Raw genomic sequence first — 13,915 nt, 5'->3', positions numbered from 1 at the left:
GGACTCGAGGGACGCGGGGGACTGGAGTGTGACATCCTCCCCACGCTAAAGGGCGGGGCTTCCCGAACCGCACAAGTGGCGGTTCCCGTCAATTCGGAAGGTTGGGAATCTAAGGTTTGCGACCGACGGCGCTGGCTCTGCCACGAAGCCGTTACTCCTACCGTGTTGACGGCTTGGAGGTATCTTGTTTTGTGTCGGTCGGCGCGGTCGGCTCACTTGTTTGATTTCGGCTCTCGTCGTGGCAAACACCGAGTCAACTGCCAGTTTCCCGCGCACAGTCCACAATACACCGCGTGGGACTGTGAAACTGCCGATTCACACGAAAGACAGACGATGACGGCGCTGTATCCCCGCCCTGAAAGACGGGGTTTTAGCGCCTGCAATTCAGATAAATAACTGTTTTCGAGCCGACGGGCGACTCGAGCCGGTTACTGCTCGGCCGGTCGCACTTTGAACCCGTAGCGAGTGACGCCCTCCTGCGTGTAGACCCGGCGGATCGTCGTCTCGATGCGATCACCGACTCCGAACGCGTCGGGGTCAGCGTCGGTACCCATCGCCGGGGCACTGACGGTTTCGTCGCCGCCATCGGTCTCGAGCGCGACGATCGCGGCCGCGTAGTCGCCCGACTGGGCCTGCTGTTCGGCGAACTCCGGCGGTGCGCCGCCCTGGGAGATGGTCGTAACGGCCTCGATGGTCCCCTCGCCAGCAAGTTCGATGGGGTCGTACTCGGCGAGCGCCCCGCAGTCGTCACACGCGCCCTCCGGCGGGAACGACAGCGCACCGCACTCCGAACAGCGGCCGGCCTCGAGCCGGTAGCGCTGGGGGAGCGAGCGCCGCCACGAGGGGACGCTGACGTAGGCCCCGCCGCCCGACGGCGGGCCGGTGGTCACGACGCCGCGCTGGCGCAGGTACTCGGCGTAGGAAAGCGGCTCCGCCCCCTCGAGCGCGGTGACGGCCGGCACGTCGCCGTCGGCCGAGACGACGACCGCGTCGGCCCCCGCGCCGCTGCCGTGGGAGACGCCGAGGACGGAGTCGTCGCCGTCCGCGAGCGCGGTGGCGAGCGACAGGGGCACGCTCGCCGCGCCGGTATCGCCCAGCTCGTGGACCGTCGCGGCGGCCTGGATCTCGTCGGTGCCGACGCCGGCCGCGCCGGCCGCGCGGTAGGGGAGCTTCCCGTCGGGGGCCTGGATCGCGGCCGCGTCGGGCTCGGGGTCGACCTCGAGGCCATCGACCGCCCCGCCGATCGTTTCGGTGAAGGACTGCCGGTCGTACTGGGTGATGCCCAGCCCCTGGGTCTCGTCCTCGCCGGTATCGCGGAACCGGGTACCGGGATAGGGCGCGGCGTATTCCGCGCGATCGACGATTTCGGCGGGACCCTCGCGCTCGAGGACGAACGCGGCGCTGCCGGCTCCGGCGGCGTGATCGATCCCGTCGTCGGGGTCGCCCTGCGGTGCGTCGGCGGCGACGACGAGCGCGGTCGTTGCGTCGGCCTCGAGGGCGTCCAGACCGGCCCAGAGCGCGCGGGTTCCCGCTCGAGTACTCCCGGAAAAGAGCTGACGGGTCGCCGATTCGGAGAGGGCCAGCATCGCGCCCAGTCGGGCGGTCAGGTCCTCCTCGGCCGCTGGCGGCCGCGAGGCGGCGAATGCCAGCCAGTCGATGCTCTCCGCGTCGACGTCGGCCGCCTCGAGCGCGCGGGTCGCGGCCTCGTAGCCCATGGTGAGGGCGTCCTCGTCGGCCGCGGGGACGGCCTTCTCGGTGACGCCGGCGGCGTGGAACTGCCCCCAGGCCTCCTCGAAGGCCTCGGCACTGATTCGGAATCGCGGTGCGTACGCACCGACACCGGTGATCGCGCTCATCAGGCGCTCACCTCCTGTTCCTTCTCGAAGACGTGAACGACGGCAGCACCACCGCTGCCGCCGACGTTGTGGGTCAGTCCGCGAGCGGGGTTCTCGACCTGTCGCTCGCCCGCCTTCCCGGAGAGCTGTTTGTAGGCCTCGACGACCTGTCCGGCACCCGTCGCGCCGATCGGGTGGCCCTTGGACTTGAGGCCGCCGGAGGTATTCACGGGAAGGTCGCCACCGATCTCGGTCGCCCCGGATTCGATCAGTCGGCCGGCCTCGCCGGTCTCACAGAAGCCGAGATCCTCGTAGGCCAGCAGTTCGGCGATGGCGAAGCAGTCGTGAACCTCCGCGAAGTCGAGGTCGTCGGGGTCGACATCGGCCATCTCGTAGGCCTGCTCGCCGGCCCGCTGGCTCGCCGGAATGCCGGTATAGGTGTCGCGCTGGAAGAGCCCGACGGTGTCGCTGCCGGCACCGACGCCGGCCACCCGGATCGGATCGTCCGTGTACTCGTCGACCACGTCCTCGCTGACGATCAGCGCACAGGCCGCCCCGTCCGAGGTCGGACAGCAGTGATAGAGGTTCAGCGGGTCCGCGACGACCGGCGCCGACTGGGCGTCCTCGAGCGAACACTCGAAGCCTAACTGGGCGTGGGGGTTTTTCGCGCCGTTGGCGTGGTTCTTGACGGCGACCCGCGAGAGGTGTTCGCGCGTGGTGCCGTACTGCTCCATGTGGACCGACGCCATCTGGGCGTAGACGCCCGAGAAGGTGGTTCCCGAGAGTCGCTCCCACTCGGTTTCCCCGGAGACGCCGAGCCAGTACTTCGTCGCGTCCGAACTCATGTCGGACATGATCTCGAAGCCGCCGGCGAGGACGACGTCTGCCATCCCCGACTTGACGGCCTGGACGGCCTGTCGCACCGCGAAACCGCTCGCCGCACAGGCGTTTTCGACCCGCGTCGTCGGCACCCCGTCGAGGCCGACGTGTTCGGTCACGGCCGGCCCGGAGAGGCCCAGCTGCCGGCCGCCGACGCCGAGATTGCCGATGACGGCCTCGTCGATGTCGTCCGCCTCGAGGCCCTTCGGTACGCTGTCCGTCGCCGCGTCGAACGCCGTGCGGAACAGGGACCGGTAGCTCTCCGAGGGAAAGGCTCCGTAGTCCGACTGCCCCGCGCCGACGAGGTAGGCGTCTCGCATACCGGCCCCTCGGTCGTCCGGTGTGAAATAAGTACACACTTACCTACGGTCTTCGGGACCGATCGTGGCTGGACCCCGCTACCGCTCGGTCGGCTCTCGCGACGCGTCGAGGACCGCCCGGATCAGCGTCGACTCGGCCGCACGGAGCCGCTGGGAGACCGCCGACTTCGAGATCGCCAGCTCATCGGCCAGCGTCTCGAGATCGACTCCTCGTGGCCGGTCGAAATAGCCTCGCTTGCCGGCCAGCTCGAGGGCCTCCCACTGTTTCGGCGTGAGTTCGCGGACGTCGAGCTGGAGCGACTCCGGACGACCCTGCTGGTCGGTGGTCCGGTCGTCGACGGTGCGTGCGTCGACGACGTCGTCGACGCAATCAATCAGTTGTTCGATCGATTCGTCGTCGGTGACCGTTACCGTCACGCGTATTCGATTGCTCTCGGCGTTGTCAGTCATGGGTGGACACCGTCGTCCGCGCCGGAGTGGTGGGTCAGTCGTTCAGTCACGAGTCCGCCGTCGCCCGTCTTACCCTTTGTTATCGTTCTAACCAACTGGGTCTCGATCACAGCGGCCCGCTTACGGGCCCCCGTCGTAGTTGACATCGAACCCTCGACCTGTGAAGGTATTGAATAGGAGTCCAGATTTCTCCCCGACGAGAACCGTACTGCAGGGGTACAGACCTCTTACTTCCCGCTGAGAACATTCCCAAATGTGTTCGAATATCATATGTAAGTCGACTTGACAGTGGACCGTACCGTCCCAGTGGGCGTTCGCCCGACCTCGAGCGGCGTCACTCACGCGGCACCCCTATCGCCGATCGATCGTTCGTCCGCACTGAGAGGCGACGCGGGTTTCAAACGTCTCGTCGCCGTATCTCACGTATGCCTCGCGCGGCCGACCTCGTCTCCGTCCTCGAGGCGACCGAGTCGCTGGCGATCGTCTGTCACGACAATCCCGACCCGGACTGTCTCGCCAGCGCGCTCGCCCTCGAGGCGATCGCACGCGACCACGACATCGCGCCCGTGACGATCGCCTACGGCGGTGAGATCTCCCACCAACAGAACCGCGCGTTCGTCAATCTCCTCGACATCAGCCTCCAGACGATCGAGTCGACGACGCTGTCGGAGTACGAGAGCATCGGGTACGTCGATCACAGCAGTCCGGGCGCGAACACGGAGGTGCCGGAACGTATCACACCGGACATCGTCATCGACCATCATCCCGGCGAGGCGAGCGGGGCCGACTTCGAGGACGTCCGCACCGAGTACGGCGCGACGGCGACGATCTTCGTGGAGTACCTCGGGGAACTCGAGGTCGAACTGACCGCCCGGCTCGCCTCGGCGTTGCTCTTTGCGCTCCACCGCGAGCGGCTGGACTTCGTCCGCGAGCCGACGCGCCGCGAGTACGAGGCCGCGCTAGCGGTCTATCCCGACGCGGATCTCGAGACGCTCGAGCAACTGTACGGCAGCGCCTTCTCCCCGGGGACTCTCGACGCGATCGGGCGGGCCATCGCCAGCCGGGAGCGACGCGGCTCGTCGCTGGTCGCCAGCGCCGGCAAGACCGGCGAGACGGACGCGCTGCCACAGGCCGCGGACTACCTGCTCAACCTCGAGGGAGTCGATACGGTGTTGGTCTACGGGATCGTCGGCGACGCGATCCGGCTGAGCGGCCGGTCGATCGATCCGCGGGTCCACATCGGCGAGGCGCTCGAGGAGGGGTTCGACGAACTCGGGGCGGCGGGCGGCCACCACGACATGGCCGGCGGGCGGATCGAACTCGGGCTGTTCGCGGACGAAGACGGCGACGACGACGCGCTACTCGAGTTCGTCGGCGGACGGCTCGCCCGACGGTTCTTCGACGCGTTGAACCTCGACGATTGAGACGAGCTGCCGTAGCAGCGGTTGATAGTACGATTTTCATTCGGAATCGAATGTGAACTTGCGGTAAGTACGGGGTAACGATGTAACGGTGCGGGTCACAATTTAGCCATCGTCTATTAAGACCGGTGTGCTGAATACAGAGCGTGAATTGAACGGTAGGATAGAGAACGTCGAGCGCGGGGTCAATGGAGGCGCGACGAAAACAGTCCAAGAACTGTGAGGCTCCAGAAAAGGAGTCCAAGCCCATAGAAGAGGAGACGCACCCGAACTGGCATGTCGGAGGATACCCCCGGCCAGAGTTCCATATGTCTGGTCATATTTCTTACCTCACTACTCTCATCGTGCCCAGTCCTCCCCAAAGCAGCAAATCCAGAAGTACCACCATGTCCAGTAGTACCACCACCCACCCCAATACAGAGGATGCCAAGACCAGCCAGTCCTACGATTACTGCCCCCGAATGGGTGAGACCGTACACAAGACCGACGGTTACGCCACCTATCACGCCAGTGTCCCGCACCAGTGGTTTCAACAATCGTGTCAAATTCATATCCAGTACGTGCAGACAATCAACCGGAGGTTATCAACTTTTGGTACCCTATGAGCCGACTGTTTAGTTTGCATCTGTAGTTACCGAATCACCTGATTGTGTTTCAGAATCACATCTAACTGCAGGACATGTACTCTCATCTCCTGATCACGATGTATCGATGGAACACAGACCGGCCCAATTGTACCGAAAACGACTGATAGTAGTCTTCAGTCGATGTCGATCGAGCGCGCCTCCTCGTCCGGTTCGCGCTTGGGGAGCCGCACCGTCAGCACTCCGTTGTTGACGCTTGCCTGCACCGCATCGGCGTCGACCGACGCCGGCAGGCGCACCTGCCGGCTGAACGACTGGGTCGTCCGTTCGTGTCGGATGTAGTTCGCCGCCTCGTCGTCGGTCTCCCGTTCGCGTTCGCGCCGGCCCGAGATCGCGAGGGTCCGGTCCCGGTCGGTGAGTCGCAACTCGAGGTCGGCGCTCTCGTAGCCGGGGACGTCGACGGTGGCGACGAACGCCTCGCCCTCGTCGGCGAGGTCCAGGCTCGTCTCCGCACCGCCCATCGAGAGGTCGAGCTGGCTCCGGTCGTCCACCTGCCGCTCCCACGATCGGGCCGCCGTCTCGACTTGGCGGTTCAGTCGCTCGAGGAGGTCGTCGATACCGTCGAACGGGCGGGGTCGGTCTGCCATGATTTCACCTACCGTAGGTAGGGGGCCGATAGCGAAAAAGGTCACCCTCGGCTAGTGAAACGGTCACGCAGGCTAACCTATCGACGCGGTGACTTGCGGCAGAACCGAGGGGTGGGCTGGTCGTTTTTACGCTCCCCGTCTTAGGGGAGATGCATGACCGACGCACTATTCGTCGTCAGCGAAGAAGGGTACTGGGGAGAGGAATGTGTCGAGCCGCTCGAGACGCTGTCGGACGCGGGCGTCGAGGTCACGGTCGCGACGCCGTCGGGGAGTCCGCCGGTAATCGACGAGCGATCGCTCGATCCCGACGAGGTCGGCGAGGAAACCGCCGAACACGTTCGCGAGGTCCACGAGACCGACGAGCGACTGAACGATCCGATCCCGGTCGCACAGGCCGACGCCGAGGGGTACGACGCCGTCGTCTTCCCCGGCGGGCACGGAACCGCATGGGACATCAACCAGGACAAACACGCACGGCAGCTCCTGCGGGACGCCGTCGAGGGCAACGGGAAGGCGCTCGTGGTCTGTCACGCCGTCGGCATTCTCGGGTTCGCCCGCGACAGCCACGGCGCGTTCATCGTCAACGGCCGTGACGTAACCGGCTTCCCCAACGCGTGGGAGGAGGGCATCGTCGACGAACAGGACCGCATGCCCGACGGCCGCAAGCTGCCCTACTGGACCGAGGACGAAGTGAAAGCCGCCGGCGGTAACTGGGACGCCGAACTCGATTCCGACACCAGCGTCACCGTCGACGGCGACCTCATCACCGCCCGCGGCCCCGGCTCTTCGAGCGCCGCGGCCGATACGCTGCTCGAGGAACTCGACGTCGAACTCGAGGCCTGAGCGACCCGCGATCGCCGGCCCGTACTGGACGACGAAACCGGCCACAGCGACTCTCGTTCCGTCGTTCTGCTATCCCCCTGAACTGTTTTCTACCCGTTCGTGTAGCGCCGTTCATATGCCGGCGATACGAACGCAGGGGACTCACGAAACGGTACGGGGCTGGCGACGAGGCCGTCGTCGCGCTCGAGGGTCTCGAGCGCGAGTCGCGTCGCCGGGACGGTGCTGCTCTCCCTGTCGGAGTGGGTCGCACCCGTCGTCTTGCTCGCGTGGTTCGCCATCCCGATCGCGATCGGCTACCGGCGGTTCGAGCGAGCCGATCCGAACTGATCGCCGGCCGGCGTCGCGGTCGGTCGGGGCTCGGTCGCCGCCTCCCTCGAGCCGGCGGGCGATCGGCGGCGAGAGGGGCGGACCGAGCGAGTTATGGGCGCTGACCCCCGAGGACGCCCGTGGAGCCAGCCCGATCGGAGACGACCGAACGGACCGATTCGCTACGGAGTCGCAGCTTCCGGATCACCGTCGACGACGGCCGCGACTCGTTTTTCGCACTCAGCATCGAGGACGTCTCGAGCGACGACGCGTGGCTCATGTCCGACACCGTCGTCGCCCTCGAGAACGAGCGCTGACCGCCCCCGCGACCGCCGGCTGCCGACAGTGGTCGCGATCGATAGCGACGACGGGTCACGCAGGCTGCCCAGTGGCGAATCAGTCCCTTTTTACGCGACCGCGGGGAAATATCGGCTATGAGCTTCGAGGAAGACGATCGCGTCGTGCTGCACGACGAGCACAGCGAGTTCGACGGCGAAACCGGGACCATCACCCAGACGATGGAGTCGATGTTCGGTGACGTCACCTACACCATCAGCTTCGAGGACGGCCAGGAGGCCGGCGTTCCCGAGGACGACCTCGAGGCGGCCGACGACGAAGACGCAGACGAGGAGTAACGCCGCTCGAGGGCCGGTCCCGCGAGGCGACGTCGCACCTGCTACCGCCGTGCCGGCCGAACACTACCACACTACCCATTCGAATCGTCGATGCCACAGATCCCGCTTCACTACGTCGATTTACGGACGTTCTGCTACGCCACCGAGGACGAGAAACGCGTCGAGGAAGCGCTGCGAACGTTCCTCCCCGACGGTGACGATGACGACCCCTTCGAGATCGAACGCACCGAAAGCGAGGGCCACTACGGCGACCGTATCCTCGTCCTCTCGGCCCGCGTCGAGAACGCCGACGACGTTCGGCACGTCCTCTCGCGGCTCGCCGACCTCGAGACCTTCGACGACCTGATCGCCGAACTCGACGAGCGGGTCACGGAAAACACCGAACTCTTCCTGCGACTCGACAAACAGGCCGCCTTCGCGGGCGACGTTCGCCTCGGCGACGGCATCACCTTCCGCGGGAAGGTCGAGGCCTACCCCGCCAAGAAGGAGAAGGCCGTCGAAAACGCCGAGGACGTCCTCGAGCGCCTCCGCGAGCAGGACTGAGTCGCCGTTTCGCTGACGCTGCCGCGTCCCGCTTCGTTTCGTGACGCCGGCCGAACCCGAACGTGATCGTCCGGTTACGAAGCGCTTTTGACTGGCCAGTCAGTAAGTTAGTGTAGGAATCTTCTACATGACTGACGAGACGATCGACGATCTCATGGATGCGACGTACCGGGCGCTCTGCAAGCATGGGTATGCGGAGTTGACGATGCAGGACATCGCCGCGGAGTCGGACAAAAGCAAGGGAACGATTCACTACCACTTCGACGGCAAACAGGACCTTCTCGAGTCGTTTCTGGAGTTTTTGCTGGACGACTTCGAAGAACGAACCGAGACGATCCCCGGCGAGACGCCGAGCGAGCGACTGCACGAGTTTCTCGACCAGTTGCTGACTCCCAGCGACGAGGAGTCGTCCGAGGAGTTCCGAACGGCGATCCTCGAGATCAAGGCCCAGTCGCCCTACAATGAGGCCTACCGGGAGCGACTGCGTGGGTTCGACCGTGCCACCAGGGACCGCATCGCCGGTCTCGTCACTGATGGAGTCGAGGCCGAGGAGTTCCGCTCGGACATCGATCCCGAGGCGACCGCCGACTTTCTGGTCACCCTGTTTCACGGCGCACAGACGCGGGCGGCCGCGGTGGATCGACCGCCGGAACGGACGCTGGAGTACATCCATGCGTACATCGACGACACGCTGTGTCTCGAGTCGGCCGACCGGAACGGGTCGTCGCCCGAGGTTGACACGGGGGCCGAAAGATGAGCCTGCTGGCTCGACTCGTCGGCTGGATCAAACGGCGGTTGGCTCCAGTCTCCGGGCTGTTCAAGGGTCGCGAGGAGTTCGACCTGACCGAAGGCGGGATCGCGAAGCCGCTGTTCTATCTCTCGCTGCCGATCATCGTGACGAACCTGTTGCAGACCGCCTACAACCTCATCGACACGTTCTGGTTAGGTCAGTACAGCACCGAGGCGCTGGCGGCGATCAGTTTCGCGTTCCCGATGGTCTTTCTGCTCATCTCGGTCGGGATGGGGCTCTCGGTGGCCGGGAGCGTTCTCGTCGCCCAGTACATCGGTGCTGACGAGGAGTCCGAGGCGGAGTACGCCGCCTCCCAGACCGTCGCGCTGTCCCTGCTCGCGGCGTTGCTACTCGGCGTCGTCGGCTACGTCTTCGTCGAGGAACTGCTCGGACTGCTCGGTGCCTCCGAGGCCGTGTTGCCGCTGGCGACCGACTACATGCAGGTCATCTCGCTCGGGATGCCGTTCATGTTCGGCTTCTTCGTGTTCATCGCCTTGATGCGCGGGTACGGCGACACGATCACGCCGATGCTCGTGATGTTCGGTTCGGTCCTGCTCAACGTGATCCTCGACCCGTTCATGATCTTCGGGTGGGGGCCGTTTCCCGAACTCGGGATCGAGGGTGCGGCGATCGCGACGGTCTTCTCGCGCTCGCTCGCGCTCGTGGTCGGGCTGGCGATCATGTTCAGCGGCGTCCGGGGCGTCCGGATCCGACTGGCCCAGATGCGGCCCGACCTCTCGTTCGCGAAGCGGCTCGTGAGCATCGGCTTCCCCGCTTCGATCGAGGGGATGGGCCGGGCACTGTCGATCAACCTGTTGCTGGTGATCGTCGCGTTCTTCCCGGACACGGTCGTGGCGGCCTACGGAATCGGGACTCGCGTCTTCTCGGTCATCTTCCTGCCGGCGATCGCGGTCGCCCGCGGTGTCGAGACGATGACCGGGCAGAACGTCGGCGCGGGCAAACCCGAGCGGGCGAAAGCCGCGGCGGACTTTGCCGCCCGGACGATGTTCGTCATCCTCGGGGCGATGGGTATCGTGGCGTGGTTCGCCGCGGAGCCGATCACCGACGCGTTCACCGACAACACCGAAGTCATCGAGATCGGGACGACGTTCATTCGGTACGTCGCCCCCTCCTTTGGCTTCATCGGCGTGATGCGGGCCTACAACGGCAGCTTCCGAGGGACCGGCAAGACCCTGACTGCGGCCGCGATCGTCATCGTGATCTACGCGCTCGTGCGGCTCCCGATCGCCTACGGCCTCGCGACGACCTACGACTACCGGGGGATCTGGGTCGCCTTCGCCGTCTCGAACGTCGTCGGTGCGGTGCTGGCCTACGGCTGGTACCGCCGTGGCACGTGGCGGGACGCCGACGTCACCGACGATCCGATGGCTGCCGGTTCGGGCGACGACCTCGAGGTCGGCGAGGTAGACGCGAGTACCGACGACTAGCGATGCAACCCGAGACGTAATCTCGCTCTGGCACGTCGACCGATACCGTGACTGATCCGCTCCGGTGCGTCGCTCGCGGCGAACAGCTTCCCGGCCGTCCGGGCCGCCGAACGGTGGTGTGACCGATGGTCGACGCCGTCGGTATCGACATCCTGAGTCTCCTGCTCGTCCTCTCGGTCGCGTGGGTGTTCGGCGCGGTCGCCGAGCGCTTTGGCTATCCGACGATGATGGGCGAACTGTTCGCCGGCATCGCCTTCGGCCCCGCGCTGCTCGGGCTCTTGCGCCCCTCCGAACTGCTCACGGTTCTCTCGGAGCTGGGCGTGTTCCTGTTGATGGTCTACGTCGGGATGGAGGTCGACCTGCGGGAACTGTTCGAACTCGGTCCCCAGTCGCTGTTGATCGCCTTCGGGGCATTCGTCATCCCCTTCGGACTCGGCTACGCTGCCGGCGTCTGGCTCGGCGTCTCCGTCGGCGCGGCGCTCTTTTTGGGCCTCGCGATGGCCGCCACGTCGCTGGCCACGAAATCGCGCATCCTCGCCGACCTCGAGTTGCTCGATACGCGGATCGCGAACGTGTTGCTCGGCGGGGCGCTGGCCTCGGACGTTGGCGTGTTGATCGCGTTCGCCGGCGTCGACAGCTACGTGACGGCGGGCGCGCTCGAGCCGTCCGAGATCGGCGTCATCCTGCTGCAGGCGGCGGGCTTTTTCGCGGCGACGCTGCTGATCGGCTACCGGTTTCTCCCGTACGCCTGGCGCTCCATCGAGCGCCAGCGCGAACGCTACGGGTTCGTCGACCGGACCACCGCCTTCACCTTCGCGCTGTTGGTCTCCCTACTCTTCGCCCAGCTGGCGACGCTGGCGGACCTCCACATGATAATCGGCGGCTTCATGTCTGGGATGTTCCTCCGGCAGGCCGACGTCGAGCCCGGGCTCTACGAACACATGCACACCGTCATGTACGACCTCGCGATGGGGCTGTTCGCGCCGATCTTCTTCGTCACGGTCGGCTTCCAGATCACCTTCGACGTCTTCGCCGACTCCCTCGCCGTCCTCGCCGCGCTGGTGGCCATCGCCTTCCTCGGCAAGATCGTCGGCTCGTGGCTGTTCTCGCTGCCCACCTCGCTGACCTCTCGGGAGGGACTGGTCGTCGGCTTCGGCATGAACGGCCGCGGCACCGTCGAGATCATCATCGCCGAAGTCGCCTTTCAGGCCGGCGTTATCGACCAGTCGATGTTCTCGATTCTCGTGTTCATCGCCGTCTTCACGACTGCGCTCGTCCCCGTCACCGTCACCTGGGGCGTGCGGCTGCTCGAGTCCCGCGACGAACTCGTTTACGTCGATTCGGCGACGCCGGCCGAAGACTGACCCTCGCGGGTTCCCGCGATGCTCGAGCGGGGCGTTTTTCCCGGCCGCGCGAGCAGCTAGGGGTATGCAAATCCACGTCGTGGGCGACGACCCGGTCCGCGAGGCGGTCGTCACCGCGCTCGAAGACGTCGACGTCGGCGTCCGGGAGGCAGAGGCGTCGGCGATCGGCGACGCTCGGTTCGCGGTCGTCAGCGATGTTGCCGGCGCGGCGACGTTCGAACGGGCCAACGAGGCCGCACGGGCGGGGGATACCCCCTGGATCGCCGTCGAGATCGGCGGCGTCGGTGGCTACCCGATCCCGACGGTCGACGCCGCGATTTCGGGGTTCGCCCCCGCGACCGCCTGCTTCGACTGTCTGCGCGCCCGCGTCGCGTCCCAACTCGAGGAGCGGGCCGACGGCCCGCAGGCGGATCGGAGCGCGGCTCGGCTGGCCGGGGCCGTCGCCGGCCGAGAGTGTGTGCGCGTCCTCTCGGGCGACGAGCGCTCGATTATGGGCGCGGTCCGGGAGCTGCCCTACGCCCGCCGCGAACTGCTGCCGGCCCCCGGTTGTGGGTGTGCCGACGGCCACCAGGACCGGTCCCTCGACCGCGAGGACGCGGACACGCTCGGTCTCGAGGCGGCCGTCGAGGCCGCCGAGCGGGCGATCGACGACCGGATCGGCCCGGTCGGGAGCATCGCCGAGGTGGAGTCGTTCCCGTCGCCGTACTACCTCGCGACGGTCGCGGACACGACCGCCTACAGCGACGCGAGCGCGCCGCGACAGGCCGCTGGCGTCGCCGACGATTGGAACGCCGCGTTGATGAAGGCCGTCGGCGAGGGCCTCGAGCGCTACTGCGCCGGCGTCTACCGCGAGCCGGACTTCGTCCGCGCGAGCGAGGGCGACCTCGAGAACCCGGTCCCGCCGACGGAGCTGGTCCGGCCGGACGACGGCCCCGCCTACGATCCCGCCGCCGAACACCGCTGGGTTCCCGGCGAGGACCTCGTGAGCGGCGAGCAGGTCCACCTACCGGCGGCCGCGGTCCAGTTTCCCCAGCCCGGCCCGGCGCTGGTCCCGGCGATCACGACCGGGCTGGGACTCGGCTCCTCGACGGTCGACGCGCTCGTCTCCGGACTGACCGAAGTCGTCGAGCGCGATGCGACGATGCTCGCGTGGTACTCGACGTTCGACCCGCTCGGGCTGGCCGTCGACGCCCCGGTGTTCGATCGCCTCGAGCGCCGTGCGGAGAGTCAAGGCCTGTCGGTGACGCCGCTGCTCGTGACACAGGACGTCGACGTCCCCGTGGTGGCCGTCGCCGTCCACCGGAATCCGGCGGCCCTCGGGGACGGTCCGGTCGCGCCCGACGACGACGCGTGGCCGGCGTTCGCCGTCGGCTCGGCGGCCGGCCTCGACGCCGCGGCGGCCGCGACGGCAGCCCTCGAGGAGGCGCTCCAGAACTGGATGGAACTGCGGAGCCTCGGCTCCGACGAGGCCGATTCGGCGGGCGGCGATATCGGCACCTACGCCGCCTTCCCGGAGCGAGCGCGATCGTTCGTCGACGTCGAGTCGACCGTCCCCGCCGAGAGCGTCGGCCCCGACCCCGTCCCGACCGGTCGCGACCGACTCGAGGCGTTGGTCGATCGGGTGGCCGACGCGGGGCTGACGCCCCACGCGGCGCGGCTGACGACCCGGGACGTCGAGGCGATCGGGTTCGAGGCCGCCCGGGTCGTCGTCCCCGGTGCGCAACCGCTGTTCACCGACGAGCCCTACTTCGGCGAGCGCGCCGAGACGGTTCCAACGGACCTCGGCTTCGAGCCGCGCCTCGAGCGGGCGTTTCATCCCTATCCCTGACGCGTCGCTGTTCGGCCGTTCT

Annotated in this window: 14 protein-coding genes; 9 read left to right on the top strand and 5 right to left on the bottom strand. The window is 66.8% G+C overall.

The genetic code is table 11. The features are described 5' to 3' along the window. Nucleotides 1–428: 428 nt before the first annotated feature. From NP511_RS20135 to NP511_RS20125, 3 genes are all read right to left on the bottom strand, one after another. The gene (locus NP511_RS20135; protein ID WP_049966850.1) at nucleotides 429–1,856 is read right to left on the bottom strand and encodes a zinc ribbon domain-containing protein; all 1,428 of its coding nucleotides are present in this window, start codon (nucleotides 1,854–1,856) and stop codon (nucleotides 429–431) included. Then, nucleotides 1,856–3,034, bottom strand: coding sequence for a thiolase domain-containing protein (locus tag NP511_RS20130; protein WP_049966849.1), 1,179 nt, complete (start codon nucleotides 3,032–3,034; stop codon nucleotides 1,856–1,858). Before NP511_RS20130 ends, NP511_RS20135 begins: the two co-directional genes overlap by 1 nt. Nucleotides 3,035–3,112: 78 nt before the next feature. Continuing rightward, nucleotides 3,113–3,484: a helix-turn-helix domain-containing protein gene (locus NP511_RS20125; protein ID WP_006180505.1), complete on the bottom strand. Its 372-nt coding sequence runs from the start codon at nucleotides 3,482–3,484 to the stop codon at nucleotides 3,113–3,115. 425 nt (nucleotides 3,485–3,909) lie between these two features. Here NP511_RS20125 and NP511_RS20120 point away from each other — a divergent pair, with 425 nt between their 5' ends. Further along, a complete protein-coding gene (locus NP511_RS20120) occupies nucleotides 3,910–4,908 on the top strand; it encodes a DHH family phosphoesterase (RefSeq protein WP_049966848.1) in 999 nt (332 codons plus the stop codon). A 182-nt stretch (nucleotides 4,909–5,090) separates the two neighbouring features. Here NP511_RS20120 and NP511_RS22995 read toward each other — a convergent pair whose 3' ends face one another. Further along, nucleotides 5,091–5,456, bottom strand: a complete 366-nt coding sequence (locus NP511_RS22995; protein WP_084158326.1) for a DUF8070 family membrane protein — start codon at nucleotides 5,454–5,456, stop codon at nucleotides 5,091–5,093. Between the two features lie 209 nt (nucleotides 5,457–5,665). After that, a complete protein-coding gene (locus NP511_RS20115; protein WP_049966847.1) occupies nucleotides 5,666–6,136 on the bottom strand; it encodes an Hsp20/alpha crystallin family protein in 471 nt (156 codons plus the stop codon). 153 nt (nucleotides 6,137–6,289) lie between these two features. Here NP511_RS20115 and NP511_RS20110 point away from each other — a divergent pair, with 153 nt between their 5' ends. From NP511_RS20110 to NP511_RS20075, 8 genes are all read left to right on the top strand, one after another. Beyond that, nucleotides 6,290–6,979, top strand: a complete 690-nt coding sequence (locus tag NP511_RS20110; protein WP_006651240.1) for a type 1 glutamine amidotransferase domain-containing protein — start codon at nucleotides 6,290–6,292, stop codon at nucleotides 6,977–6,979. 446 nt (nucleotides 6,980–7,425) lie between these two features. Then, a complete protein-coding gene (locus tag NP511_RS20105) occupies nucleotides 7,426–7,602 on the top strand; it encodes a hypothetical protein (RefSeq protein WP_006651239.1) in 177 nt (58 codons plus the stop codon). A 117-nt stretch (nucleotides 7,603–7,719) separates the two neighbouring features. Further along, nucleotides 7,720–7,920: a hypothetical protein gene (locus NP511_RS20100; protein WP_006651238.1), complete on the top strand. Its 201-nt coding sequence runs from the start codon at nucleotides 7,720–7,722 to the stop codon at nucleotides 7,918–7,920. Between the two features lie 90 nt (nucleotides 7,921–8,010). Further along, complete coding sequence (locus NP511_RS20095) at nucleotides 8,011–8,463, top strand: RNA-binding protein (RefSeq protein WP_006651237.1); 453 nt, start codon at nucleotides 8,011–8,013, stop codon at nucleotides 8,461–8,463. A 127-nt stretch (nucleotides 8,464–8,590) separates the two neighbouring features. Then, nucleotides 8,591–9,220: a TetR/AcrR family transcriptional regulator gene (locus NP511_RS20090; RefSeq protein WP_084158325.1), complete on the top strand. Its 630-nt coding sequence runs from the start codon at nucleotides 8,591–8,593 to the stop codon at nucleotides 9,218–9,220. Then, on the top strand, nucleotides 9,217–10,701 hold the full coding sequence (locus tag NP511_RS20085) for an MATE family efflux transporter (RefSeq protein WP_049966844.1): 1,485 nt from the start codon (nucleotides 9,217–9,219) through the stop codon (nucleotides 10,699–10,701). The genes NP511_RS20090 and NP511_RS20085 overlap by 4 nt, the downstream gene beginning before the upstream one ends. 125 nt (nucleotides 10,702–10,826) lie before the next feature. Then, a complete protein-coding gene (locus tag NP511_RS20080) occupies nucleotides 10,827–12,065 on the top strand; it encodes a cation:proton antiporter (protein WP_049966843.1) in 1,239 nt (412 codons plus the stop codon). A 64-nt stretch (nucleotides 12,066–12,129) separates the two neighbouring features. After that, a complete protein-coding gene (locus NP511_RS20075; protein ID WP_049966842.1) occupies nucleotides 12,130–13,893 on the top strand; it encodes a YcaO-like family protein in 1,764 nt (587 codons plus the stop codon). The last annotated feature ends 22 nt before the right edge of the window (nucleotides 13,894–13,915 follow it).

The sequence above is a fragment of the Natrinema thermotolerans genome, assembly GCF_031165565.1.
Lineage (GTDB): Archaea > Halobacteriota > Halobacteria > Halobacteriales > Natrialbaceae > Natrinema > Natrinema thermotolerans.
The sequence above is the reverse complement of the archived record's forward strand: the minus strand, read 5'-3'. Positions and strand labels throughout refer to the sequence as shown.